40 protein-coding genes are annotated in these 23,578 nt (G+C 61.4%); 7 read left to right on the plus strand and 33 right to left on the minus strand.

Going from position 1 to position 23,578, the window contains the following annotated elements; genetic code table 11:
* Positions 1-213: 213 nt before the first annotated feature.
* The 33 genes from ABUA09_RS15435 to rpsJ all read right to left on the minus strand — a co-directional run bounded on the left by ABUA09_RS15435 (position 214) and on the right by rpsJ (position 17,079).
* On the minus strand, positions 214-480 hold the full coding sequence (locus ABUA09_RS15435; protein ID WP_033116883.1) for a putative Se/S carrier protein: 267 nt from the start codon (positions 478-480) through the stop codon (positions 214-216).
* A 219-nt stretch (positions 481-699) separates the two neighbouring features.
* Complete coding sequence (gene rplQ, locus ABUA09_RS15440; protein ID WP_033116884.1) at positions 700-1,041, minus strand: 50S ribosomal protein L17; 342 nt, start codon at positions 1,039-1,041, stop codon at positions 700-702.
* A gap of 188 nt (positions 1,042-1,229) precedes the next feature.
* Positions 1,230-2,183 carry a DNA-directed RNA polymerase subunit alpha gene (locus ABUA09_RS15445; protein WP_033116885.1) on the minus strand — a complete coding sequence of 318 codons (954 nt, stop codon included), beginning with the start codon at positions 2,181-2,183 and terminating at the stop codon, positions 1,230-1,232.
* A 121-nt stretch (positions 2,184-2,304) separates the two neighbouring features.
* On the minus strand, positions 2,305-2,907 hold the full coding sequence (gene rpsD / locus ABUA09_RS15450) for a 30S ribosomal protein S4 (RefSeq protein ID WP_033116886.1): 603 nt from the start codon (positions 2,905-2,907) through the stop codon (positions 2,305-2,307).
* 23 nt (positions 2,908-2,930) lie between these two features.
* Entirely contained in the window at positions 2,931-3,332 is a 402-nt protein-coding gene (gene rpsK / locus ABUA09_RS15455; RefSeq protein ID WP_058118494.1) for a 30S ribosomal protein S11, read from the minus strand.
* 16 nt (positions 3,333-3,348) lie between these two features.
* A complete protein-coding gene (gene rpsM, locus ABUA09_RS15460; RefSeq protein WP_058118495.1) occupies positions 3,349-3,717 on the minus strand; it encodes a 30S ribosomal protein S13 in 369 nt (122 codons plus the stop codon).
* An 18-nt stretch (positions 3,718-3,735) separates the two neighbouring features.
* Complete coding sequence (rpmJ, locus tag ABUA09_RS15465; protein WP_006573428.1) at positions 3,736-3,849, minus strand: 50S ribosomal protein L36; 114 nt, start codon at positions 3,847-3,849, stop codon at positions 3,736-3,738.
* A gap of 191 nt (positions 3,850-4,040) precedes the next feature.
* Complete coding sequence (gene infA / locus ABUA09_RS15470; RefSeq protein ID WP_033116889.1) at positions 4,041-4,259, minus strand: translation initiation factor IF-1; 219 nt, start codon at positions 4,257-4,259, stop codon at positions 4,041-4,043.
* Positions 4,241-4,555 (minus strand): KOW domain-containing RNA-binding protein, encoded by a 315-nt coding sequence (locus ABUA09_RS15475; protein ID WP_033116890.1) that lies wholly within the window; start codon positions 4,553-4,555, stop codon positions 4,241-4,243. The genes infA and ABUA09_RS15475 overlap by 19 nt, the downstream gene beginning before the upstream one ends.
* Positions 4,555-5,313 carry a type I methionyl aminopeptidase gene (gene map, locus ABUA09_RS15480; protein WP_058118802.1) on the minus strand — a complete coding sequence of 253 codons (759 nt, stop codon included), beginning with the start codon at positions 5,311-5,313 and terminating at the stop codon, positions 4,555-4,557. Before map ends, ABUA09_RS15475 begins: the two co-directional genes overlap by 1 nt.
* A gap of 2 nt (positions 5,314-5,315) precedes the next feature.
* Positions 5,316-5,957 (minus strand): adenylate kinase, encoded by a 642-nt coding sequence (locus ABUA09_RS15485; RefSeq protein ID WP_033116892.1) that lies wholly within the window; start codon positions 5,955-5,957, stop codon positions 5,316-5,318.
* A gap of 16 nt (positions 5,958-5,973) precedes the next feature.
* A complete protein-coding gene (gene secY / locus ABUA09_RS15490; RefSeq protein WP_058118496.1) occupies positions 5,974-7,299 on the minus strand; it encodes a preprotein translocase subunit SecY in 1,326 nt (441 codons plus the stop codon).
* Between the two features lies 1 nt (position 7,300).
* A complete protein-coding gene (rplO, locus tag ABUA09_RS15495; protein WP_033116894.1) occupies positions 7,301-7,741 on the minus strand; it encodes a 50S ribosomal protein L15 in 441 nt (146 codons plus the stop codon).
* Between the two features lie 13 nt (positions 7,742-7,754).
* Positions 7,755-7,937, minus strand: coding sequence for a 50S ribosomal protein L30 (rpmD, locus tag ABUA09_RS15500; protein ID WP_033116895.1), 183 nt, complete (start codon positions 7,935-7,937; stop codon positions 7,755-7,757).
* 13 nt (positions 7,938-7,950) lie between these two features.
* On the minus strand, positions 7,951-8,451 hold the full coding sequence (gene rpsE, locus ABUA09_RS15505) for a 30S ribosomal protein S5 (protein ID WP_033116896.1): 501 nt from the start codon (positions 8,449-8,451) through the stop codon (positions 7,951-7,953).
* Between the two features lie 18 nt (positions 8,452-8,469).
* Positions 8,470-8,829 carry a 50S ribosomal protein L18 gene (gene rplR / locus ABUA09_RS15510; protein ID WP_058118497.1) on the minus strand — a complete coding sequence of 120 codons (360 nt, stop codon included), beginning with the start codon at positions 8,827-8,829 and terminating at the stop codon, positions 8,470-8,472.
* A gap of 14 nt (positions 8,830-8,843) precedes the next feature.
* Entirely contained in the window at positions 8,844-9,392 is a 549-nt protein-coding gene (rplF, locus tag ABUA09_RS15515; RefSeq protein ID WP_033116898.1) for a 50S ribosomal protein L6, read from the minus strand.
* A 15-nt stretch (positions 9,393-9,407) separates the two neighbouring features.
* Complete coding sequence (gene rpsH / locus ABUA09_RS15520) at positions 9,408-9,806, minus strand: 30S ribosomal protein S8 (protein WP_033116899.1); 399 nt, start codon at positions 9,804-9,806, stop codon at positions 9,408-9,410.
* A gap of 227 nt (positions 9,807-10,033) precedes the next feature.
* Entirely contained in the window at positions 10,034-10,219 is a 186-nt protein-coding gene (locus ABUA09_RS15525; protein ID WP_033116900.1) for a type Z 30S ribosomal protein S14, read from the minus strand.
* A gap of 15 nt (positions 10,220-10,234) precedes the next feature.
* Positions 10,235-10,795 carry a 50S ribosomal protein L5 gene (gene rplE, locus ABUA09_RS15530; protein ID WP_033116901.1) on the minus strand — a complete coding sequence of 187 codons (561 nt, stop codon included), beginning with the start codon at positions 10,793-10,795 and terminating at the stop codon, positions 10,235-10,237.
* Positions 10,796-10,815: 20 nt separating this feature from the next.
* Positions 10,816-11,130: a 50S ribosomal protein L24 gene (rplX, locus tag ABUA09_RS15535; RefSeq protein WP_033116902.1), complete on the minus strand. Its 315-nt coding sequence runs from the start codon at positions 11,128-11,130 to the stop codon at positions 10,816-10,818.
* Between the two features lie 16 nt (positions 11,131-11,146).
* On the minus strand, positions 11,147-11,515 hold the full coding sequence (gene rplN / locus ABUA09_RS15540) for a 50S ribosomal protein L14 (protein WP_033116903.1): 369 nt from the start codon (positions 11,513-11,515) through the stop codon (positions 11,147-11,149).
* A gap of 12 nt (positions 11,516-11,527) precedes the next feature.
* Positions 11,528-11,788 carry a 30S ribosomal protein S17 gene (rpsQ, locus tag ABUA09_RS15545; protein ID WP_208319671.1) on the minus strand — a complete coding sequence of 87 codons (261 nt, stop codon included), beginning with the start codon at positions 11,786-11,788 and terminating at the stop codon, positions 11,528-11,530.
* Positions 11,789-11,807: 19 nt separating this feature from the next.
* Complete coding sequence (rpmC, locus tag ABUA09_RS15550) at positions 11,808-12,005, minus strand: 50S ribosomal protein L29 (protein WP_075704653.1); 198 nt, start codon at positions 12,003-12,005, stop codon at positions 11,808-11,810.
* A 2-nt stretch (positions 12,006-12,007) separates the two neighbouring features.
* A complete protein-coding gene (gene rplP / locus ABUA09_RS15555; RefSeq protein ID WP_033116906.1) occupies positions 12,008-12,442 on the minus strand; it encodes a 50S ribosomal protein L16 in 435 nt (144 codons plus the stop codon).
* The gene (gene rpsC / locus ABUA09_RS15560) at positions 12,442-13,350 is read right to left on the minus strand and encodes a 30S ribosomal protein S3 (protein WP_058118498.1); all 909 of its coding nucleotides are present in this window, start codon (positions 13,348-13,350) and stop codon (positions 12,442-12,444) included. The genes rplP and rpsC overlap by 1 nt, the downstream gene beginning before the upstream one ends.
* A gap of 17 nt (positions 13,351-13,367) precedes the next feature.
* Positions 13,368-13,700, minus strand: a complete 333-nt coding sequence (gene rplV, locus ABUA09_RS15565) for a 50S ribosomal protein L22 (protein ID WP_033116908.1) — start codon at positions 13,698-13,700, stop codon at positions 13,368-13,370.
* A gap of 15 nt (positions 13,701-13,715) precedes the next feature.
* Entirely contained in the window at positions 13,716-13,988 is a 273-nt protein-coding gene (gene rpsS, locus ABUA09_RS15570) for a 30S ribosomal protein S19 (RefSeq protein WP_033116909.1), read from the minus strand.
* 18 nt (positions 13,989-14,006) lie between these two features.
* On the minus strand, positions 14,007-14,843 hold the full coding sequence (rplB, locus tag ABUA09_RS15575; protein ID WP_033116910.1) for a 50S ribosomal protein L2: 837 nt from the start codon (positions 14,841-14,843) through the stop codon (positions 14,007-14,009).
* A 17-nt stretch (positions 14,844-14,860) separates the two neighbouring features.
* Positions 14,861-15,151 carry a 50S ribosomal protein L23 gene (gene rplW / locus ABUA09_RS15580; RefSeq protein ID WP_033116911.1) on the minus strand — a complete coding sequence of 97 codons (291 nt, stop codon included), beginning with the start codon at positions 15,149-15,151 and terminating at the stop codon, positions 14,861-14,863.
* On the minus strand, positions 15,151-15,771 hold the full coding sequence (rplD, locus tag ABUA09_RS15585) for a 50S ribosomal protein L4 (RefSeq protein ID WP_033116912.1): 621 nt from the start codon (positions 15,769-15,771) through the stop codon (positions 15,151-15,153). Before rplD ends, rplW begins: the two co-directional genes overlap by 1 nt.
* A gap of 17 nt (positions 15,772-15,788) precedes the next feature.
* The gene (gene rplC / locus ABUA09_RS15590; protein ID WP_033116913.1) at positions 15,789-16,514 is read right to left on the minus strand and encodes a 50S ribosomal protein L3; all 726 of its coding nucleotides are present in this window, start codon (positions 16,512-16,514) and stop codon (positions 15,789-15,791) included.
* A 250-nt stretch (positions 16,515-16,764) separates the two neighbouring features.
* On the minus strand, positions 16,765-17,079 hold the full coding sequence (rpsJ, locus tag ABUA09_RS15595) for a 30S ribosomal protein S10 (protein WP_033116914.1): 315 nt from the start codon (positions 17,077-17,079) through the stop codon (positions 16,765-16,767).
* A gap of 491 nt (positions 17,080-17,570) precedes the next feature.
* Between rpsJ and ABUA09_RS15600 the strand changes: the two genes are divergently transcribed.
* From ABUA09_RS15600 to ABUA09_RS15630, 7 genes are all read left to right on the plus strand, one after another.
* Complete coding sequence (locus tag ABUA09_RS15600; protein WP_033116915.1) at positions 17,571-18,017, plus strand: MarR family winged helix-turn-helix transcriptional regulator; 447 nt, start codon at positions 17,571-17,573, stop codon at positions 18,015-18,017.
* Positions 18,018-18,155: 138 nt separating this feature from the next.
* Complete coding sequence (locus ABUA09_RS15605; RefSeq protein ID WP_052082539.1) at positions 18,156-19,223, plus strand: putative glycoside hydrolase; 1,068 nt, start codon at positions 18,156-18,158, stop codon at positions 19,221-19,223.
* A 318-nt stretch (positions 19,224-19,541) separates the two neighbouring features.
* Positions 19,542-19,856: a hypothetical protein gene (locus ABUA09_RS15610; RefSeq protein ID WP_033116916.1), complete on the plus strand. Its 315-nt coding sequence runs from the start codon at positions 19,542-19,544 to the stop codon at positions 19,854-19,856.
* Positions 19,856-21,811: a V-type ATP synthase subunit I gene (locus tag ABUA09_RS15615; protein ID WP_033116917.1), complete on the plus strand. Its 1,956-nt coding sequence runs from the start codon at positions 19,856-19,858 to the stop codon at positions 21,809-21,811. The genes ABUA09_RS15610 and ABUA09_RS15615 overlap by 1 nt, the downstream gene beginning before the upstream one ends.
* 1 nt (position 21,812) lies before the next feature.
* Positions 21,813-22,301 carry a V-type ATP synthase subunit K gene (locus ABUA09_RS15620; RefSeq protein WP_033116918.1) on the plus strand — a complete coding sequence of 163 codons (489 nt, stop codon included), beginning with the start codon at positions 21,813-21,815 and terminating at the stop codon, positions 22,299-22,301.
* A 43-nt stretch (positions 22,302-22,344) separates the two neighbouring features.
* Positions 22,345-23,031: a V-type ATP synthase subunit E gene (locus ABUA09_RS15625; protein WP_058118502.1), complete on the plus strand. Its 687-nt coding sequence runs from the start codon at positions 22,345-22,347 to the stop codon at positions 23,029-23,031.
* A 32-nt stretch (positions 23,032-23,063) separates the two neighbouring features.
* Positions 23,064-23,578: V-type ATPase subunit (locus tag ABUA09_RS15630; RefSeq protein WP_349949506.1), on the plus strand; the 515-nt coding region annotated here is incomplete at its 3' end.

Here is a 23,578-nt window from a genome sequence, read left to right on the forward strand (position 1 = left end):
TTGCCAGGCTAAGAGCCCGCTTGAGGTTTCTCATGTGGAATTCCTCCTTCATTATTTTCCCGGGAGGAGGAGACATCCTCTTCCCTGGGGTACGACGATACTATACAATCCAAACGCCTTTCCGTCAAGTGAAAAACCGGATTTGTAATATAAGCGTAATCTAGCGGCCATACTCTCCCAACCCATGGCGGAACAGGGCTTCGGGGCCGCCGCTCAGCATGGCCCGCCCCTGCTGGGGCCCCTGGCCAGCTCCGTCCACACTCCGTCGCACTGGCTGTACAGCCGCTCCCACACCAGACGCCGCCACAGCGCCTCCGGAGGGCGCGCCCCCTCCTTCATCGGGAAGCACACACAGGTGCCGCAGGAGGCCGACACCGCCCTCGGCACCGGCATGAGGCGGACGTCCAGACCGGCGCTTTTCAGCGTCCGATTCGCAAAAATAGCGTCGAAATGGGAGGAGAACGTCATCAGATACAGCATAATAAAATATGTCCTCCTCCCGCCCCTTGGGCGCTGTGTCAAACGGTGGTCAAGCGGTCTTCGATGCGCCGCCTGTGTCTGGGCTTCGCCGCCGCTTCCATTCTATCCGCTTTCCTCTCAAAAGTCCAATTCTTTTTCCTCCGAAACAAGGAAGAGCCTCTTGCGGACTCCCGGGCGCCGGGGGTCCGCAAGAGGCTCTCTTCGCCCTTGAAGCGGGGATTACACCAACTGAACGATTGCCATTTCGGCGGCGTCGCCGCGGCGGGGCCCGATCTTTACGACGCGGGTATAGCCGCCGTCACGGGTGGCGTACTTGGGGCCGATCTCATCAAACAGCTTCTTGGCCACATCTTCCTTGGTGATGAAGCTCAGCGCCTGACGATAAGAGGCCAGGTTGTTGTGTTTGGCCAGGGTGATCATCTTTTCGCACACGGGGGCCACCTCTTTGGCGCGGGCATAGGTGGTCTTGATCTGGCCGTTCTCCAGCAGATAGGTCACCATAGCGCGGAGCATGGCCTTGCGCTGGTCGGAACGCTTACCCAGTTTACGGTATCCGGACATGTGAGTCAACTCCTATTGGCATTTCGCGCGGCGAAAGCCCTTGTAAATTCGTCCTGAGGGCCCCCGGCCCTCGGAAAGACGCCGCAGTGCGGCAGCAGGCCCGCAGTCATGGCGGGCCCGTATCCGGGAGGGGACGTTACATGCCCCCGGACTGCCTTTCTCTCGGTCTGATCGCAGGCCGCAGGGGCCTAGTTGCTGCTGTCGTCGCTGGCCAGGCTCAGGCCCATCATAGCCAGCTTGTTGATGACCTCTTCCAGGGATTTGCGTCCCAGGTTGCGCACCTTCATCATCTCATCCTCGGTCTTGGAGATCAGGTCCTCCACCGTGTTGATGTTGGCGCGCTTGAGGCAGTTGAAGGAGCGGACGGAGAGGTCCAGCTCCTCAATGGTCAGCTCCAGCACCTTGTCCCGCTGCGCCTCCGCCTTCTCCACCACCGTGGACTTGTTGCCCATGGTCTCGGAGAGATCGGTGAAGAGCATAAAGTGGTCCACCAGGATGCGGGCGCCCAGAGAAACTGCATCCCGGGCGTCGATGGTGCCGTTGGTCCACACCTCCAGGGTCAGCTTGTCATAGTCGGTGAGATCACCCACACGGGTGTTCTCAACGGTATAGTTGACCTTCTTGACCGGAGTGTAGATGGAGTCCACCGGGATCAGGCCGATGACCGTCTGGGCCGGCTTGTTCCGGTCGGCAGGGACATAGCCCCGGCCGTGGGACAGCGTCAGCTCCATGTTGAGGGAGGCATCGGGGCCCAGGGTGGCGATGTGGTGGTCGGGATTCAGGATCTCCACCTCGCCGTCAGCCTTGATATCGCCGGCAGTGACCTCGCACTCGCCGTTCATCTCAATGTAGACGGTCTTCACGCCCTCGGAGTGAAGCTTGGCGATGATGCCCTTCACGTTGAGGACGATCTCAGTCACGTCTTCCTTGACGCCGGGGATAGTGGAGAACTCATGCTGGACGCCTGCGATCTTGATGGAGGTCACAGCCGTACCGGGCAGAGAAGAGAGCAGGATCCGGCGCAGGGAGTTTCCCAGCGTAGTGCCATAGCCGCGCTCCAGCGGCTCCACCACGTATTTGCCATAGGAGCCGTCGCCAGGGTTTTCCACGCATTCGATGCGCGGCTTTTCGATTTCTACCATGAATCAGTTACCCTCCTTGTTGCGGCGGCGGATGGGTTGGCTCCGCCGTATCGTCATTAGGTTCATCGGGGACCGCGGGGGATCACCCCCGCGGTCCCCACAGTCGAGGGTATCAAATAAATTACTTGGAATACAGCTCGACGATCAGGTGCTCCTCAACGGGCAGGTCGATGTCTTCCCGGAGGGGCATCCTTGTCACAGTACCCTTGAGGGAATTCTTCTCCCGCTCCAGCCACTGGGGCACCATGACCACCACGGCGTCCTCTCCGGTCAGGCGCTTGAACTTGACGGAGGAGCGGCTCTTCTCCGCCACCTCGATCACATCGCCCGCGCTCACCAGGTAAGAGGGGATGTTCACGCGCTTGCCGTTCACGGTGAAGTGGCCGTGGTTCACCAGCTGGCGGGCCTCACGGCGGGTCATGGCGAGGCCCAGCCGGTACACCACATTGTCCAGACGGCGCTCCACCAGGATCAGCAGGTTCTCGCCGGTCTTGCCCTGGGTCTTGGAGGCCTTCTCGTAGTACATACGGAACTGCTTCTCCATGATGCCATAGACAAATTTGACCTTCTGCTTCTCGTTGAGCTGCATGGCATACTCGGACTTCTTCTTCCGCACATTGGCCTTGGGGTTGCGGTTGGTGGTCTTTTTGCTGTATCCCATGGCCGCGGGGGAGATGTCCAGCGCCGCGCAGCGCTTGGCCACAGGTTGCATATTCTTAGCCATATTGTTTTCTTCCCTCCTCTAAATCAGACGCGGCGGCGCTTGGGCGGACGGCAGCCGTTGTGGGGAACGGGGGTCACGTCCTTGATGAGGGTGACTTCCAGGCCCACGGCCTGCAGGGCGCGGATGGCGGCCTCACGACCGGCGCCGGGGCCCTTGACGTACACCTCCACGGTCTTCAGCCCGTGCTCCATGGCGGCCTTTGCAGCCGTCTCGGCGGCGGTCTGAGCGGCGAAGGGAGTGGATTTACGGGAACCACGGAAGCCCAGGCCGCCAGAGGAGGCCCAGCTCAGGGCGTTGCCGCCCATATCGGTCACAGTGACCATGGTGTTGTTGAAGGAGGAGCGGATATGCACCTGGCCCTTCTCGATATTCTTACGCTCGCGGCGCTTACGCACCACTTTCTTGCCCTTAGCAGCAGTAGCCATTGTTCATATCCCTCCCTTACTTCTTCTTGTTGGCGACCGTGCGCTTCGGCCCCTTGCGGGTACGGGCGTTGGTCTTGCTGCGCTGACCGCGGACGGGCAGGCCCTTGCGGTGACGCATCCCGCGGTAGCAGCCGATCTCGGTCAGACGCTTGATGTCCATCGCCACATCGCGGCGGAGGTCGCCCTCCACGGTGTATCCGTTGGCGATCACCTCGCGCAGCTTCGCCTCGTCTTCCTCGGTGAGATCCTTCACGCGGGTGTCGGGATTGATCCCGGTCTCCTTCAGGATCTTGTTGGCGCTGGTGCGCCCAATGCCGAAGATGTAAGTGAGACCGATCTCCACTCTCTTATCCTTCGGCAGGTCAATGCCGGCAATACGTGCCATATTTCTTCAGCGCCTCCTTTAACCTTGTCTCTGCTTATGCTTGGGGTTTTCGCAAATAACCATGACTTTGCCCTTGCGCTTGATGATCTTGCACTTCTCGCACATGGGCTTCACGGACGGTCTTACTTTCATGATAAACCTCCTTGAATGCCTTGATGGCCCCGACGGCCGTGGGCAAAGCCCTGGCGCGACCGCCGGTCGTTGTCGTCGTCGCAAGGTCCGCTTCCCTGCGCCCCTCTGTGGGCGCTCGTTCCGCTTCCCTGCGCCTCCTCTCCAAACGGACACCGCTTTGCTGTGCTTCCATTTGAGCCCGGAGGCCGGGCTTACTTGCTTCTCCAGGTGATCCGGCCCCGGGTCAGGTCGTAGGGTGACATCTGCACCGTTACCTTGTCGCCGGGCAGGATTCGGATAAAGTTCATGCGGAGCTTTCCCGAGATATGGGCCAGAATGATATGCCCATTCCCGATATCCACATGGAAGGTGGTGTTGGGCAGGGATTCGGTGACGATCCCCTCCAGCTCGATCATGTCGCTTTTTGCCAAGCGTGATTCCCTCCTTGGTCTGACTCGTCACGGAAGGCGGCGAGCACCCTCCTGAGTTCCCTGTCGGACACCGGTGTTCCGTCCTTCAGCTTCCGGAGCACCGGATGCCCGAAGTTCCCCCGGCACACTATGTCCACGTGGCCGCGCTTTTTGCGCTTGGGTGAGGCCGCCTTTCGCCGCTTGCCGTCCGCCAGCAGGAGGAACTCCCCCTCCTCGCCCAGCACGCACAGGAGCTTCCCCCTGTCGCGCCCCACGGCGGAGCGGACGATCCAGCCGGCACTGCAGCAGTCCGGCATTACACGTCCCCGCCCAGGGGAGTCAGCAGCTCCGGCTCCCCCTCGGTAATGAGTATGGTGTTCTCATAGTGGGCGGCGAGGGAGCCGTCCACAGTGACGGTGGTCCAGCCGTCCTTCAGGACCCGGACCTCCCAGCCTCCGGCGTTCACCATGGGCTCCACCGCCAGGACCATCCCGGGCAAGAGCCGGGCACCGTGTCCGGCGGGGCCGAAATTGGGGACCTCCGGGGGCTCATGGAGCTTGGCGCCCACGCCATGGCCCACAAAGCTGCGGACCACGGAGTACCCGTTCTGCTCCACATACTGCTGGACCGCGTGGGAGATGTCGGAGACCCGGTTGCCGGGTCTGGCCATCCTGATCCCCTCAAAAAAGCTCTGCCGGGTTACGTCGATGAGCCGTCTGGCCTCAGGGCTGATCGTGCCGCAGGCAAAGGTGCCGCAGCAATCGCCGTGGAAGCCGTCCAGATAGGCGCCCACATCCACACTGACGATATCCCCCTCCAGCAGCTTCCGGTGGTCCGGGATGCCGTGGATCACCACCTCATTGATGGAGATGCAGGCGGACCCGGGATAGCCGCTGTAGTTGAGGAAAGAAGGCTCGGCCCCGTGAGAGCGGATGAAATCCCGCACCGCGTGGTCGATTTCCAGGGTGGAGACGCCTGGCTTGACCATAGAGCCGGCCAGCGCGCGGGCCTGGGACGTAAGGGCCCCGGCCCGGCGCATCAGTTCGATCTCTCGGTCGGACTTGATGGAAATCATGTTCAATGGGATGCCTCCAGGACCTGCTTGATGGCCCTCGTGGTATCTTCAATGGTGCCCAGATCGCCGGGCACAGTGTCGAGCTTGCCGCGTTTCTCGTAGAAGTGCTTCAGGGGCTCAGTCTCCTCGTGGTAGACCACCAGCCGGGCCCGGACCGTCTCGGGTCTGTCGTCATCGCGCTCGGTGAGTTCGCCGCCGCACAGGTCACAGATCCCCTCCGCCCTGGGAGGCTTGGACTCCACGTGAAAAGGCGTGCCGCAGTGGGTGCATACCCGGCGACCGTCCATCCGCTTCACGATGGCCTCGTCCGCGATTTCAAGAGAGATCACATGGTCAAACTCGATCCCATGTGCCTCCAGGGCTTCGGCCTGGGCGATGGTACGGGGCACACCGTCCAGGATATAACCGCCGGTGCAGTCGGGCTCGGCCAGCCTCTCCTGAATGATGCCGATGATGACCTCGTCGGGAACCAGCTTGCCGGCATCCATATAGGACTTGGCCTGCAGGCCGATGGGCGTACCGGCCTTGACGGCGGCACGGAGGATATTGCCGGTGGAAATGGTAGGGATGTTCAGCTCACGGGAGAGGACCTCGGCCTGGGTGCCTTTGCCGGCGCCCGGTGGCCCTAACAGGATCATCTTCATAGCCTGAACCCTCCCCTTATTCCAGGAAGCCTTTGTAATGCCGCATCAGCATCTGGGCTTCCAGCGCCTTCATCGTCTCCAGCGCCACGCTGACAACGATGATGATGGACGTACCGCCGATGGCCAGATTCCGCGCCCCAGTCAGGTTCTGGGTGATGATGGGGGCGATGGCGATGACGGACAGATAGAGCGCGCCGAACAGTGTGATCTTATTGAGCACCTTGTGAATGAAGTCGGCGGTAGGCTTGCCGGGCCGGAAGCCGGGGATGAAGCCGCCGTTCTTCTTCAGATTGTTGGCCACCTCGATGGGGTTGAACTGCATGGTGGAGTAAAAGTAGCTGAAGCCCAGAATCAGCAGGAAATAGATTACGGAGTAAAGGAGCCCCGCAGTATCGAACACCCGCATCAGGCCGCCGCCAAAGCCCTCGGTGGTGGTGTCCCACCCCGCGAACGCGCCGATGGTAGCCGGCAGAGAGGCGATGGACTGGGCGAAGATGATGGGCATGACGCCGGACATATTCACCTTCATGGGGATGTGGCTGGACTGGCCGCCGTACATCTTCCGACCCACCACCCGTTTGGCGTACTGCACGGGCAGGCGCCGTTCGGCGTTGGAGATGAAGACGATGAAGACCACGATAGCCAGCATACCCACCACGATGAGGACCGCGCCCCACCAGGGCAGAGAGAACACGTTGTCGCCGGTGATGCCACTGATGTTGTTGGTGACGCCCAGCCAGAGGGTCTGCACCATGGAGGGCACCCGGGACACGATGCCGGCGAACAGGATGATGGAGATGCCGTTGCCGATACCGAACTCGGTGATCTGCTCACCCAGCCACATGATGAAGGCAGAGCCGGCAGTAAAGGACACTACGATGACGATGCCGGCCCAGACGCCGTTCATACCGCCCAGATTGAGCAGGCCGTTGGCCTTGATGAGGGTGTAGTAGCCGAAGCCCTGCAAAAGGGCAATGGCCACCGTGGTATAACGGGTGATGGCGGCGATCTTCTTCCGGCCCTCCTCGCCGCCCTCCTTCTGGAGCCGCTCCAGGGCGGGGATGGCGACAGTGAGGAGCTGGATGATGATCGAACTGTTGATATAGGGCTGCACACCCAGGGCAAACACCGTGGCGGTGGCGAAAGCGCCGCCGCTCATGGCGTTCATCAGCCCAAAGATGGTGCCGCTCATATTGTTGAGGTAGTTGCCCAGCAGGGTCGTGTTCACGAAGGGCACAGGCACTGCGGAGCCCAGCCGGAAGATGAGGAGCGCAAAGACCGTAAACATGATCTTTTTGCGCAGCTCAGGGATCTTCCAGGCATTTTTGATGGTCTGGATCACGTCAGACCACCTCGTACTTTCCACCTGCCGCAACGATCTTCTCCTTAGCGGAGGCGGAGAAGGCGTTGGCCCGGACGATCAGCTTCTTCTCGAGGCTGCCGTTGCCGAGGATCTTTACACCGTACTCGCACTTAGAGAGGATACCCTTCTCCAGCAGATCGCAAACATTGACGGTGGCGCCGTCCTCAAATTTATTCAGAGCGGAGACATTGACGATCTCCAGGGGCTTGGCAAAGATGTTGTTGAAGCCGCGCTTGGGGATACGGCGGACCAGAGGCATCTGGCCGCCCTCAAAGCCCACGCGGACGCCGCCGCCGGAGCGGGCCTTCTGGCCCTTGTGACCCTTGCCGGCGGTCTTGCCGTTGCCGGAGCCGGCGCCGCGGCCCTTACGGTAGGCGCTCTTCACGGAGCCGGGCGCGGGGGAGAGTTCATGCAGATTCATTTCGCGCACCTCCTCACTGTTCCTCGGTGACCTGGAGCAGGTAACCGATATGGGCGATCTTGCCGCGGGTAGCCTCGTTGTCGGGCTGCACGGTGGTGTCGCCGATCTTGCGCAGACCCAGAGCCTCTGCCGTCGCCTTGTGTTTGGCAATCCGGCCGTTCAGGCTCTTGACCAGCTTGATGTTCAGCTTAGCCATTTCCTAGCCCTCCTTAACCTACGATCTCTTCCACGCTCTTACCGCGGATGCGGGCAACCTCCTCAGGGCCGCGCAGGGACTTGAGGCCCTGCATGGTGGCGGCCACCACGTTCTGGGGGTTGTTGGAGCGCAGGCACTTGGTACGGATGTCCTTGATGCCGGCAGTCTCCAGCACGGCGCGGACGGGGCCGCCAGCGATCACGCCGGTACCGGGGGCAGCGGGCTTGAGCAACACGCGGCCGGCGCCGAACTCACCGATCACCTCGTGGGGGATGGTGGTCCCGGACAGCGTCACATTGATCATGTTTTTCTTGGCGTCTTCAATGCCCTTGCGGATCGCCTCGGGCACCTCGGCGGCCTTGCCCAGGCCGAAGCCCACGCGCCCCTTCTCGTCGCCGACCACCATGAGGGCGGCAAACTTGAAGATACGGCCGCCCTTGACGGTCTTGCTGACGCGGTTCAGAGAAACGAGCTTCTCGGTGAACTCGCTGGGTTCTCTTTCAAATCTAGCCATGTTCGTTCTCTCCTCCCCTTAAAATTCCAGGCCGCCCTCGCGGGCGCCCTCGGCCAGGGCCTGGACCCGGCCGTGATAGACATAGCCGCCGCGGTCAAAGACCACAGTGGTGATGCCGGCGGCCTTGGCGCGCTCGGCCACCATCTGGCCCACCTTCTTGGCGGCGTCGGACTTGGTGCCCTCGCAGGCAAAGTCCTTCTCCAGGGAGGAAGCGGAGACCAAGGTCTTGCCGCTGACGTCGTCGATGACCTGAGCGTAAATGTTGGTCTCGCTGCGGAACACATTCAGGCGGGGTCTCTCGGGCGTGCCGGAGATTTTCCCGCGCACTCTCTTGTGGCGCTTAAGCCGCTGAGCGTTGGTATTGGGTCTGTTGATCATTTTGGCACACCTCCTTATTTCTTCTTGACGCCGGTCTTGCCTTCCTTGCGGCGGATGACCTCGTCAGTGTATTTGATGCCCTTGCCCTTATACGGCTCAGGCGGACGTTTCTCTCTGACCTCGGCGGCGAACTGGCCCACCTGCTGCTTGCTGGCGCCGGAGATGATGATCTTGTTGGGGTTGGGCACGTCGATGGCGATACCCTCCGGCTCCTCCATGGTGACCTGATGGGAGAAGCCCAGGTTCATGACAAGCTTCTTGCCCTCTTTGGCCACACGATAGCCCACGCCGTTGACATCCAGCTCCTTTTTGAAGCCGTCGGTCACGCCTACCACCATGTTGTGGAGAAGGCTGCGGGTCAGGCCGTGGAGCGCACGGTTCTCCTTGGCGTCGTTGGGACGGGTCACATGGAGCTCGGCACCCTCCTGTGCGATGGTCATGGCGGGGCTGAGCTGCTGGGTGAGGGTGCCCTTGGGGCCCTTCACAGTAACCAGGTTGTCTGCGCCGATGGTGATCTCCACGCCGGCGGGGACAGAGATAGGCATTCTTCCGATTCTAGACATTTCTCTCTCCCTCCCTTACCACACGAAGGCCAGGACTTCACCGCCGACATGCTGGGCACGGGCAGCCTTGTCGGTCATGACGCCCTTGGACGTGGACACGATCGCGATACCCAAGCCGCGGAGCACCTTGGGGAGCTCGTCAGCGCCCGCGTAGACGCGCAGGCCGGGCTTGGAGACACGGCGAAGGCCGGTGATGACCTTCTCCTTGCCGGGGTTATACTTCAGGGTGATACGGATCACGCCCTGAGTGCCGTCGTCGATGAGCTGGAAGTTCTTGATATAGCCTTCATCCAGCAGGATCTGCGCGATGGACTTCTTCATGTTGGACGCGGGCACGTCCACAGTGTCATGCTTGGCATTGTTGGCGTTGCGGATGCGGGTGAGCATATCCGCAATGGGGTCCGTGATATGCATGGATCTTACCTCCTATATAAGAGTTACAGGCATCTGCCTGTTGCAGCGGAAGGTATCGGAGCTAGGTAACTTCGACCTGTTGACCGCCGGCATAATCGGAGCAGGTTCTGCCTTCCCGCCCCGGCCGTGGCCGGGCGTGCAGTCGACTCCCCTGCTCCTCCTCATCACATGGAAGCCCAAAGGGCTTCCATGTGAAAAAAAGGACGAGAGCTGCGTGGGGACGCGTCTTACCAGGACGCCTTCTTGACGCCGGGAATCTGGCCCTTGTAGGCCAGCTCACGGAAGCAGATACGGCAGATGCCGTAGTCACGCAGATATGCGTGGGGGCGGCCGCAGATCTTGCACCGGTTGTAACGCCGGGTGGAGAACTTGGGCTCACGCTGCTGCTTGAGGATCATAGATTTCTTAGCCATGTTTCCTTCTCCTCCTTAGCGCCCGGCAAAGGGAGCGCCGATCAGGGTCAGCAACTCCTTGGCCTCTTCGTCGGTCTGGGCGGTGGTGCAGAACACCACGTCTAGGCCGCGGATTTTGTCGATCTTGTCGTACTCGATCTCGGGGAAAATGAGCTGCTCCTTCAGGCCCAGAGCATAGTTGCCGCGGCCGTCGAACGCGTTGGGATTGATGCCGCGGAAGTCGCGGACGCGGGGCAGGGCCACATTGAAGAGGCGGTCCAGGAACTCCCACATCCGGTCGCCGCGCAGGGTGACCTTGGCGCCGATGGGCATGCCCTCACGGAGCTTGAAGTTGGCCACGGACTTCTTGGCCTTCGTAATGATCGCCTTCTGGCCGGTGATGGTGGTGAGATCGCTCACGACGGCCTCCAGCACCTTGGAGTTGTCGCGGGCTTCGCCGCAGCCGCAGTTCACCACGATCTTATCCAGCTTGGGAATCTGCATGGTGCTCTTGTAGCCGAACTTCTGCATGAGAGCAGGAGCGACTTCCTGCTGGTATTTGGCCTTCAGGTTAGGCACTTTCTTTTCCTCTGCCATATTCAATCACTCCTCCTCTCTCAGATTTCAGCGCCGCACTTCTTGCAGACGCGGACCTTCTTGCCGCCCTCCACCTTATGGCCGATGCGGGTGGGCTTATTGCACTTGGGGCACACCTTCTGCACCTTGCAGGCATAGATGGGGGCTTCCTTCTTCAGGATGCCACCCTCCTCGCCCTGCTTGCGGGGCTTGGTGTGGCGGGAGACGATGTTGACCTTCTCCACGATGACCTTGCTCTCCTTGGGGAGGACGGAGAGGACCTTGCCCTGCTTGCCCTTGTCCTTGCCGGAGAGGACGACCACCAGGTCGTCTTTTTTGATGCTCATCTTGTTCATGTTTTCTCCTACCCCCTTACAGCACTTCGGGAGCCAGGGACAGGATCTTCATGTAATCCTTGTCGCGCAGCTCACGGGCCACGGGCCCAAAGATACGGGTACCGCGGGGATTCTTGTCGTCCTTGATGAGGACAGCGGCATTGTCGTCAAAGCGGACATAGCTGCCGTCGGCGCGGCGGACGCCGCGGGCGGAGCGGACGATCACGGCCTTGACGACCTCGCCCTTCTTCACGGTGCCGCCGGGCTGAGCCTTACGGACGGAGGCCACGACCACATCGCCGATATTGCCGTACTTGCGCTTGGAGCCGCCAAGCACGCGGATGGTCTTGATCTCCTTGGCGCCGGTATTGTCGGCCACCTTCAGATAACTTTCCTGCTGAATCATTCCGGCACCTCCTTACTTCGCTTTTTCAATGATTTCGACCACGCGCCACCGCTTGTCCTTGCTGAGGGGGCGGGTCTCCATGACCTTCACGCGGTCGCCCACGCTGCAAGCGTTCTGCTCGTCATGGGCTTTGAGCTTGTAGGTCCTCTTTACAATCTTCTTATAGAGGGGATGGGCCACACGGTCGGCGATGGCCACCACCACGGTCTTATCCATCTTGTCCGAGACAACCAGGCCGACTCTGGTTTTACGGGAAGAAGTTCTGTTCTCCATCTTCATTTCCTCCTATTCCTTATCGGCCTGCGAGCTGCTGCTCACGGATCATGGTCTTGACTCGGGCAATGTCTTTCTTGACCTCCGCGATGCGGATGGGGTTGTCGAGCTGATTGGTGGCGTGCTGCAGGCGCAGCTGGAACAGGTCCTTTTTCAGGTCCAGGAGCTTGGCGTCCAGCTCTGCGGCGGACATCTTGCGTACCTCAGTTGCCTTCATCATTATTCACCACCATTCTCGGTCTCGGCGGTCTCTTTCGCCACGATTTTGCACTTGACAGGCAGCTTGTGGGAGGCGAGACGCAGGGCCTCACGGGCGGTCTCCTCGGAAACGCCCGCGATCTCAAACATGACGCGGCCGGGCTTGACCACGGCCACCCAGTACTCGGGAGAGCCCTTACCGGAACCCATGCGGGTCTCGGCCGGCTTCTCGGTGATGGGCTTGTCGGGGAAGATCTTGATCCAGACCTTACCGCCACGCTTGGTATAGCGGGTCATGGCGATACGGGCGGCCTCGATCTGATTGGAGGTGATCCACGCGGGCTCGGTGGCCTGCAGGCCGAACTCACCGTAGGTGACGGTATTGCCCCGGGTGGCCTTGCCCTTCATGCGGCCGCGGTGGACACGGCGATATTTGACTCTCTTAGGCAGCAGCATTAGTTGGCGCCTCCTTCCTTAGGAGTAGCAGGAGCGGCGGGACGGGGGGCGGCGGGACGGTTGTTGAAGCCGCCCTGGGGACGCTGGCCACCGAAGCCCTGACCGGCGGGGCGCTGGCCGTAGCCGCCCTGAGGACGCTGGCCGCCGAAGCCGGGCTTGCGGTCGCCGAACCCGGGCTTCCGATCGCCGAACTTCCGGTCACCGTCGCGGCGGCGGGGCCGGTCGGGACGCTCCTTGAAGTTCTTGGTATCCAGGGTGCGGGGAGTGGTCCGCAGGGCCTGGGAAAGGACCTCGCCCTTGTAGATCCAGCACTTAACACCGATGCGGCCGTAAGTGGTAGCGGCCTCGGCAAAGCCGTAATCGATATCGGCGCGGAGAGTCTGCAGGGGAATGGTGCCGTCATGGTAGTGCTCGGTGCGGGCGATCTCAGCGCCGTTGAGACGGCCGGAGACCTGGACCTTGATGCCCAGAGCGCCCATCCGCATGGCGCGACCCATGGCGTTTTTCATGGCGCGGCGGAAGGCGATACGCTTCTCCAGCTGCTGGGCGATGTTCTCCGCCACCAGCTGGGCGTCCATATCGGGGTTCTTGACCTCGACAATGTTCAGCGCTACGCTCTTGCCGATGAGCTTCTCCACCTCCAGGCGGATACGCTCGATCTCGGTGCCGCCCTTGCCGATGACCACGCCGGGGCGGGCGCAGTGCAGGTAGATGCGGACCTTGGCGCTGTCCCGCTCGATCTCGATCTTCGGGATGCCGGCGGAATAGAGGGTCTTCTTCAGATACTTGCGGATCTTGTCGTCCTCGACCAGCAGGTCGCCCACCTTCTCGTTGCGGGCATACCAGCGGGAGTCCCAATCCTTAATGACGCCCACGCGCAGGCCGTGGGGATTCACTTTCTGTCCCATAGATTCTGCCTCCTCCCTTAGCGTTCTGCCACAGCGATGGTGACGTGAGAAGTACGCTTGTTGATCCGGTAGCCGCGGCCCTGGGCCCGGGGCATCATGCGCTTGATGATGGGGCCGGGGGTGGCGAAGGTCTCGGAGACGTAGAGCTTCTCGGGGTCCATCCCGTGGTTGTTCTCGGCGTTGGCCGCGGCGCTCTTGAGGAGCTTGAGCAGAGGCTCGGAGGCGGCCTTGGGGGTATTCATCAGGATCGCGGTGGCCTGGGCCACGCTCTTCCCGCGGATGAGATCACAGACGATCTGGATCTTTCGGGGAGAGATCCGGACGTATCTCAGATGTGCTTTCGCTTCCATTCTTCTCTCTCCTCCTTACTTGCCGGACTTGGCGCCCGCGTGGCCCTTAAAGGTGCGGGTGGGGGCGAACTCGCCCAGCTTGTGGCCGACCATATCCTCGGTCACATAGACGGGAACGTGCTTGCGGCCGTCATGGACGGCAAAGGTGTGACCGACGAAGGAGGGGAAGATGGTGGAGGCGCGGCTCCAGGTCTTCAGGACCTTCTTATCTCCGGTCTTATTCATTTCGTCAACCCGCTTGAGCAGCTCGGGGGCGCAAAACGGGCCTTTCTTAACGCTTCTGGACATGTTTCACTGCCTCCTTACTTACTTGGAATTCCGGTGCTTGACGATGAACTGCTCGGTGCGGCTCTTCTTCTTGCGGGTCTTGTAGCCCATGGCCGGCTTACCCCAAGGGGTGACAGGCCCGGGACGGCCCACAGGGCTCTTGCCCTCGCCGCCGCCGTGGGGGTGGTCGTTGGGGTTCATGACGCTGCCGCGGACGGTGGGCCGCCAGCCCATGTGGCGCTTGCGGCCGGCCTTGCCGATCTGGATGTTGCCGTGATCAGTGTTGCCGACCTGGCCGATGCAGGCCTTGCACTCCTCGCGCACATAGCGGACCTCGCCGGAGGGGAGGCGGACCTGAGCCATGCCGTTCTCCTTGGCCATGAGCTGACCGGCCACGCCGGCGGAGCGGACCAGTTGGGCACCCTTGCCGGGGTAGAGCTCGATGTTGTGGATGAGCTCGCCCACAGGAATGTTGGCGATGGGCAGGCAGTTGCCGGGAAGAATGTCGGCCTCGGGGCCGGAGACGATCTTGTGGCCGGGCTTCAAGCCGACAGGGGCCAGGATATAGGCCTTCTCTCCGTCGGTATACTGGATGAGGGCAATGTTGGCGGAGCGGTTGGGATCGTACTCCAGGCGAAGCACGGTGGCCTCCACGCCGTCCTTCTGGCGTTTGAAGTCGATGATGCGGTATTTCTTCTTGTTGCCGCCGCCGCGATGGCGGACGGTAATGCGGCCGTAGCTGTTGCGTCCGGCGTTCTTCTTCAGGTTCTCGGTCAGGCTGCGCTCAGGCTTGGCCTTCTTATCGATGCCCTCGAAGGCCGACACGGTCATGTGGCGGCGGGAGGGCGTCGTGGGCTTATAAGTCTTGATAGCCATTGTCTCTCTTCTCCTCCTTACGCCTCAAAGAACTCGATGGCCTTGGAGTCCTCGGTCAGGGTGACCATGGCCTTCTTCCAGGAGGGGCGGCGACCAGCGGGGAACCGTCCGGTGCGCTTCTCCTTGCCATACATGTTCAGAGTATTGACCTTGGCCACCTTCACGCCAAAGATCTCCTCCACCGCCTTGGCGATCTCGATCTTGTTGGCGTCCTTGGCGACCTCAAAGGTGTAGCGCTTGTCCTCGGTCATCGACATAGACTTCTCGGTGATGATGGGGCGCTTAATGATGTCATAAGCCTTTGTCATTACGCAAACACCTCCTCGATGACGGCCAGCGCAGCCTTGTCGACGATGAGCTGCTTGGCGTTGAGAATGTCATAGACATTGATGAGCTTTGCGGTGGTGGCGCTCACGCCGGGGATGTTCCGGGCGGACTTCACCACGTTCATGTTGACCTCAGGGGTGACCAGCACGGCCTTGCCGGCGTTCACAGCGGTGAGGAAGCTCTGCATGGTCTTGGTCTTGATCTCGGGGACGTTCAGCTCATCCACCACGATCACGTTGCCCTCAGCGGCCTTGGCGGAGAGGACGGACTTAAGGGCCAGACGCTTCACCTTCTTATTGAGGGTGTAGCGATAGGAGCGGGGCTTGGGGGCGAACACGATGCCGCCGTGGGTCCACTGGGGAGCCCGGGTGGAGCCCTGACGGGCACGGCCGGTCCCCTTCTGGCGGTAGGGCTTGATGCCGCCGCCGGAGACCTCGGCGCGGGTGAGGGCGGACTGGGTGCCCTGGCGGCAGTTGGCCAGGTGGTTCTTCACGACGGCGTGGACGACGTCCTCGTTGGGCTCGATCCCGAACACAGCTTCGGAGAGCTCCACTTCACCGACCTTGGTGCCGGACATGTTCACAACAGTTGCCTTAGGCATTTGGTTTCTCTCCTTTCTTACTTGTTACGGGCGGAAGCCTTCTGGGGATTGACGCGGGCGGAAGCCTTCTGCGGGTTGAGGCTGGCGTTGGCCGCGGCGCCCTTCTCCTTGACGTTGATCACGCTGTTGCGCAGATACACAACGCCGCCCTTGGGGCCGGGAACGGCGCCCCGCACGGCAATGATGCCCAGCTCAGGGTCGACCTTGACCACGTCCAGATTCAGGACGGTGACCTGCTCGTCTCCCATGTGGCCGGCGCCGATCTTGCCCTTGAAGATGCGGGAGGGATCGGTGCTGGAGCCCATAGAACCAGCATGGCGGTGCACAGGGCCGCCGCCGTGGCTGGTGGGGGTGCGCTGGGCGCCCCAGCGCTTGATGACGCCGGCGTACCCCTTACCCTTGCTGACGCCGGTGACGTCTACGCGGTCACCCTCGGCAAAGGTATCCACCTTGATCTCGTCGCCCACGTTCAGGTCGGCGGCGCCGTTGAGCTTGAACTCCTTGAGGACCTTCTTCCGGGCCTCGCCAGCCTTCTTCAGGTGGCCCAACTCAGGCTTGGTGAGTTTCTTTTCGGCAACATCTTCATAGCCCAGCTGGACCGCCTCATAGCCGTCCTTTTCCGTGGTCTTCTTCTGGACCACGGTGCAGGGGCCGGCCTCGATGACCGTGACCGGGATGATGTGGCCGGCTTCATCGAAGATCTGGGACATGCCCACTTTCTTGCCGATGATCGCCTTTTCCATGTGACTTCCTCCTTAAAATAAGGTTATTGGTCGGGAGAGGTGCCCATCAGGCTGGCATTGCTCTCGCGACTTGACCCGTCCATCTCAAAAACGCGATGGACTGCGGTACTGACTTCGTTACAAAGTCCGCTTTGCTCCGTTTTCGCCTGCGGCAAAAACCGCGCTGCGCTACCTTGTTCCTCGTCTCCGAATCAAACCCGCTTCGCCGGGCTTTGATCTGGCAGGACGGGAGATGTGCGGCGCACTTGGCTTACAGTTTGATTTCGATCTCAACGCCGGCGGGAAGCTCCAGGGCCATCAGGGCCTCCACCGTCTTGGGAGAGGGCTTGATGACGTCGATGAGGCGCTTATGGGTGCGGCGCTCGAACTGCTCACGGGAGTCCTTGTACTTGTGTACGGCGCGCAGGATGGTGACGACCTCCTTCTTAGTGGGCAGGGGCACGGGGCCGGACACGGTGGCGCCGGTGCGCTTGGCGGTCTCCACGATCTTCTCGGCACTCTGGTCGATCAGCTGGTGGTCGTACGCCTTGAGACGGATGCGGATCATTTCCTTCTGAGCTGCCATGGTTGTTCCTCCTTAAAACATACGAAGTGGTTTGTGACGTCTGCCGCTCCGTACGGTGAGAAATCTTTTATACACTCTTCCGTGCGTATCATTCCGAGGCATGAAGGAGGCCGGCACACATAACGTAGCCGGCCGTCGCACTCAAGTCCCGGCGATATACGCCGAGCGCATGATTTCTCAGCCGCCCGATCAACGGACATACTCCGCAGAAGTTACCTCATTTCTGAGCAATCTCCTGCATCATCGCAGACTGCGCCTAAACAGGCGCTTGATTATGATATAACATACAAGGCCCGATGTCAAGCACAAATTACACAATTTTCGCTTGTATTTCAAGGATTTCTTCGCCCTTCTCACCTGGGCCCCGCCTCCTCTCTATTTATAAACATTTCGTAAAACTTCCTCCGAGAGAATTGACGAACCCCGCAGAACGCGATATGCTCTGTTCGCACACGAAATAGCCCCTCTTCTCTTGGAAAGGAGTTTTGGCGATGAAGGGTTCTGACGATATCCTGATGACCTATCTTCGGGTCTCCCAGCACATGTCCCGGCTGTTCCGCGTCCATTTTGGCCGGCTGCAGCTCACTTTCCCCCAGGCCCTGGTCCTCACCGTGCTGGGCGAGGAGGGGCCCATGCCCATCAGCACCCTGGCCGAACGCACCGGCAGCGCCAATTCCACCGTTTCCGGCATCGTGGACCGCCTGGAGAAGCTGGAGTTGGCCCGCCGCGACCGCTCCGGTGAGGACCGCAGAGTCATCTATGTCGCCGCCACCGAAAACTATCAGGCGCTGCGGAAAAAGGCGGAGACCGATGTAGGCGGCTACTTCAGCTCCGTCCTGTGCTCCATGCCGAAGGAGGACCGGCTCCTCATCGCCTCCGCCCTGCACAAGCTGGATGAGGCTCTTTTGTCCAAGGAGGCGGAGGACGCTGGGCTGTAAGTTTGTTTTCCATGTGATTTTTCCCTCATTATCTGATATACTTACTTTATAGTAAACGCTTTTCCCGGCGGGCGCCGGACGGACGAATCCGGCGCGGTCCTCACTCCGTGCCGCTGTGACGAAGGATGGAATCCAAAAATGAGGAAACATTACGGCTACGACTCCTATCGGGGGCGCTCCCCGCTCCGCACATTTCTAAAGGCGACCGCCGTTGTACTGGCCGTGGTCCTGCTTCTGGGCGTGGCGGCGCTGTTTTTCCTGGAGCCCTATTGGGTCGTTTCCGCGGATGGGGCGCAGCTCCGCCTGCCTTGGAGCCAGCAGACGCCCGCACCTTCCGCCGAACCCATCCCCTTCTCCTCCTCTCCCGTGGTGGTGGTCACGCCGGAGATCCAGACCCCGGCATATCTCCACGCCGCCTTTCTGCCCGACGAGGCCCTCTATGACGGCAGCGCTGCGGCACGGCTTACGGAGGCCGGCGCAGAGGCGGCTCTTTTTGATATGAAAACCGATGAGGGGCTTCTGCACTACCGCTCCGAGCTCCCCCTGGCGGATCAGGCAGGCGTCAATCCGAAGGACACCGCTCTCAACGCCGCTATTCTGGCCCTCAACGGGACTGACGGGCTCTATACGGTGGCCCGCGTGTCCTGTTTTCGGGACAATTCCCTGCCCAAGGCGCGCAACGACATGGCCGTCCGCTCTCCCGCCGGAAACTGGAGGGACAATGGCGGCTATCGCTGGCTCTCCCCCTCCAGCAGCGACGCCCAGGGCTATCTCATCGATATCTGTCTGGAGCTGGCGGGCCTTGGTTTTGACGAGATCCTGCTGGACAACGCAGGGTACCCTGTGGACGGAAACCTGGATTATATCGTGAGGAACGATGCCTACGACAGCGCCCTCTTCCCCGCCACCGTCCGCGGCTTTTACACGGACCTGGTACAGCGGCTGGAGGAGCAGTACCCGGAAGTGGTCCTCTCCGTAGTCACAGACCGGGACACGCTGGAGGCTGCCACCAGCGAAGAGAGCGGCCAGACCCTGTCCGGCATGGCAGAGCGCATGGACCGGATCTGGGTCCGGGATCTGGGCGCCGCCTGGACACAGTGCGTCCAACTGCTGGACGAAGCCGGCCTCTCCCGGCCCGAGGTCAATCTGGTATCTATCGACACACAGGCGGGCGTTTCAGACCGCAGTTGGTGCCTCTGGCCTTGACCCCGTCAAAACGCCGAATTTTCTCTCCATTTTTCTCCATCCTGATTTTGAGGCGGGGTTGGAGCTAAAAATTTTTTGTTCTCATTCTTCCTTTTCTGTCGGTATTTGGATGCCGTTTTTCCACTTATTACAATTTCAGGAGGCCGCACAGCGACAGCTTTTGTGTGGTCTCCTGAAATTTTTTCTAGAGGCCCCACCAATTTAGACATTGGTTCAAGTTTGTATATTGATTTTGACGCCCCAAACGTGTATCATGGTAAGTATTCTGGGGCAGTATCCAGATGTTCGTGCTTAAGCACATGGAAAGGCGGTGATGGAATGTCTTTGGAAGCAGTCCAAAAGGTGACGGAAACCGAGCAGAAGGCCCGCGCGCGTAAGGCGGAGGCGGTGGAACAGGCAAAGAAGCTGATCGCCGACGCAGAACGTCAGGGCCGAGAGCGTCTGAGCGCGGCAAAGGCCGAGGCGGACGCCCAGGTCAAGGTCATGCTCACCAAAGCGGAGGAGTCCGCGGCGAAACACTCGGAAGCCGTCATGGAGGAAACGCGGCGGTCCTGCGACAGCCTGCGCCAGGCGGCGGAAGGTAAACTGGAGGACGCGGCGGCACTCATTATCAGAAGGGTAGTGGGAGTCTAATGTCCATTGTCAAAATGAAACGCCTGCGGCTGTTTTGCATGGCCGCCCACCGGGAGGAGCTTCTCCGCCAGCTCCAGCATCTGGGCTGCGTGCAGGTCCGGGAGCCCACCGACTGCCTGGAGGATCCGGACTGGAGCGCCTTCATCCGGGTGGATGACACCGCTCTGGCGGACACCAGGGCCCGTGCCGACGCTCTGCGCGCCGCGCTGGAGCTCTTGAACCGCTATGCACCCTCCAAGGGCGGTCTGTTTTCTCCCAGGCCCGAGATCACCGAAGGGCAGCTCTTTGACGATCAGGCCCGGCGGGAAGCCCTGGACGCTGCGGAACGCATCATCGGACACGAAGCGCGCATCAACGCCATCTACGCAGAGCAGAGTAAGCTCGCCGCGCAGAAGGCCTCCCTCGCCCCCTGGCTGGAGCTGGAGGTGGATCTGAACACCCCGTCCACCCGCGAGGTCTCCGTGACCTTCGGCGCCTTTCCCGGATCGGCGGACCGGCAGGCGGTGGAGCGGGCGCTGGCCACTGCCACGGAGCTGGCCCAGCTCACCTGGGCCGGGCACGACCGGGAATTTCAGTATGTGCTTCTCCTCTGCCATCGAAAGGCGGAAGAGGAGGCCCTGGACCTTTTGAAGGGCTTTGGTTTCACTCCCTCCTCTCTGCGGGGCTGGGAGGGCACCGCCCGGGCCAACACCGACCGGATCGAGGCCCGTCTTGCTGAATTGGGCCGGGAGCTGGAGGCCTGCAGGGCCGCCATCTCCGGCGAGGCGGTCCACCGGGAGGACCTGAAGCTCTGCATGGACCGTATGACCCAGGACATCCAGCGGGAGGAGGTCAAGGGGCGGCTCCTGGCTTCCCAGACCACCATCTTTCTGGAGGGCTGGGTCCCGGCGGAGAGCCTGCCCCGTCTGGAGTCGCTCCTGAGCCGGTACCCCACCGCGTGGGAAGCCTCGGATCCCCAGCCGGAAGAATACCCCTCCGTACCGATCCAGCTCAAGAACAATGCGCTGACCCGGCCTCTCAACATGGTCACCAATATGTATGTTCTCCCCGCCTATGACGGCGTGGACCCCAATCCGCTGATGGCCCCCTTCTTCATTTTCTTCTTCGGGCTGATGATGGCGGATATGGCATACGGCATTTTGATGGTCCTGGGCGCCGTCTTTATGTTCCGCGTCATGCGGCCCAAGGGCGGTATGCGGGACTTTGCCGGTCTGCTGCTGCTGTGCGGCATCAGCACCTTTATCATGGGCGCACTGACCGGCGGCTTCCTGGGCGACTTTATTCCCCAGTTGGCCAAGATCATCAACCCCAACACCACACTCACCGAGCTTCCGGCCCTGTTCACCCCCCTCAATGACACACTAGCCATTCTGGTGGGCTCTCTGGCCCTGGGCCTGATCCAGATCATCACCGGCATGATCATCAGCGTGGTGCGCAAGGTGCAGGCCGGCCAGGTGGCCGACGCCATTTGGGACGAGGTGACCTGGTGGATCATCCTCGCCGGCATCGCCCTGGCCGTGCTGGGCATCGGCTCGGTGGGCGGCTATCCCGTGGTCCTGATCGTCGGACTCGTCATGCTGCTCTACGCCGGGACCCGGAATGCCAAGGGCTTTGGAAAGATCACCTCCCTCATCGGGACGGTCTACAACGGCGCCACCGGCTTTTTCAGCGACATCCTCTCCTACGCGCGTCTGATGGCTCTGATGCTGGCGGGCAGCGTCATCGCCCAGGTATTCAACACGCTGGGCTCGGTGACGGGCAACGTGATCGGCTTCGTGATCATCTCCCTCATCGGCAATATGCTCAACTTCGCGCTGAATCTGCTGGGCTGCTACGTTCATGACCTGCGGCTCCAGTGCCTGGAATTCTTCAACCGTTTCTACAAGGAGGGCGGCAAGCCCTTCCGGCCCCTGCTGATCCAAACCAAATATGTAGATATCAAGGAGGAAAATTAACATGGCTGAATTCATTGCTCAATTTGGCGGTATTGGTCTGGCGTTCCTGGGCGCCGCGCTGGCGGTGGGCCTGTGCTGCGTCGGCTCCGCGAAAGGCACCGGCATGGTGGGCGAGGCCGCTACCGGCGTCCTGAGTGAGAACCCTGAGCATTTCTCCAAGTGCCTGATCCTCCAGGTGCTTCCCGGCACCCAGGGCCTGTACGGATTGGTCATCTGGTTCTTCGCCCTGTTTACCATGGGCGCTTTCTCCGGCGGCATCGTGGACCTCTCCGTCACGCAGGGCCTCACCATCTGCGTCTCCTGTATCCCCATGGCCATCGGCGGCTGGCTGTCCGCCATCTATCAGGGCCGCGTGGCCGCCTCCGCCATCAATGTGGTCGCCAAGAAGCCCGACGACTGGGCCAAGGGCATTATCCTCTGCGGTATCGTGGAGTTCTACGCCATCCTGTCTCTGCTGGCCTCCGTGCTGCTGCTGATGAACGCTCTGTAAGGGCGGTCCTTCGGGACAAGACAGGAAGGAAAGGCGGTAACCTATGAACGGTATCGAAAAAATCACCGGTCAGATCGAGGCCGACGTCCAGCGCGAGATCGACGATCTGACCGCCCAGGCCCAGGCCCAGGCAGCGGAAATCCTGGCCGACTATGAGGCCAGGGCCAGGGCCGAGGCCGAGGCCACCCTGAAGCGGGGCGCTCTGGCCGCCGCCCAGCGGGAAGAACGGCTGGGGGATATGGCCCGGCTGGAGGCCCGCAAGCTGACGCTGGGCACCAAGCAGGAGATGGTGGAAAGGGCTTTCCAGCGGGCGCTGGAGAAACTCACCAGCCTGCCCGACGCCGAGTATGTCTCTCTTCTGGCCAATCTGGCCGCAGCCGGCAGCCGCTCCGGACATGAGGCTGTCATCTTCTCACAGAAGGACCGGGCCCGCTTCGGCAAGCAGGTCGTCACCCTGGCCAACGACATCCTGGCCCGGAAGGTGGCCCCCAAGCTTCCCGAGGAGCTCACCGGCTCCAAGGCCGGCGCCATTCTGGACAAGGTGGTGGCCGGCGCCTCCGCCGTGCTGGCAGGGACCGGCATGCTCACCCTGGCCGAGGAATCCCGTCCCATGGCCGGCGGTCTCATCCTCCGGGACAACAACGTGGAGACCAACTGCTCCTTCGAGGTGCTCATCCACCTCCAGCGGGACGCCCTGGCCGCGGAAGTGGCAAAGACTCTCTTTGATTAGGGCCTCTCGCCGCAAGGAAAGGAGGGTGACCATTGGCCAAAAAAATCAATGAGTACGACTATCTCTATATTTCGGCCCGCATCCATGCGATGGAAAACCGGCTCCTGACCCGGGAGCGCATGGAGCGGATGCTGGGCGCCCACAGTGTGGACGACGCCGCCAAAGTCCTGTCCGAGTGCGGTTACGGGGAGTTCGCCTCCCTGACGCCCGCCTCCATCGAGCACACCCTGGATCAGGCCAGGCTGGAGCTGTTCGCCGAGCTGCGCCGCTCCGTGCCCGACCCCAGCATCGTGGACGTGTTCTGTATCAAGTACGACTACCACAACGCCAAGGTGCTCCTGAAGGCGGAGGCCACCGGGCAGCGTCCGGACGAGCTGTTCCTGGACGCCGGCCGCTATCCCGCCGCCGCCCTGCAGGAGGACTACCTCAAGGGCGACCTGAGCCGGTACAGCGAGACCTTCCGGGCCGCCGTGGCGGAGGCCAAGGATACCATGGCCTCCAGCGGCGACCCGCAGGCCGCGGACTTTGTGCTGGACCGGGCCTATTA

The sequence above is a fragment of the Intestinimonas sp. RTP31139st1_F5_RTP31139_211217 genome, assembly GCF_040226735.1.
Classification (GTDB): Bacteria; Bacillota; Clostridia; order Oscillospirales; family Oscillospiraceae; genus Intestinimonas; species Intestinimonas butyriciproducens.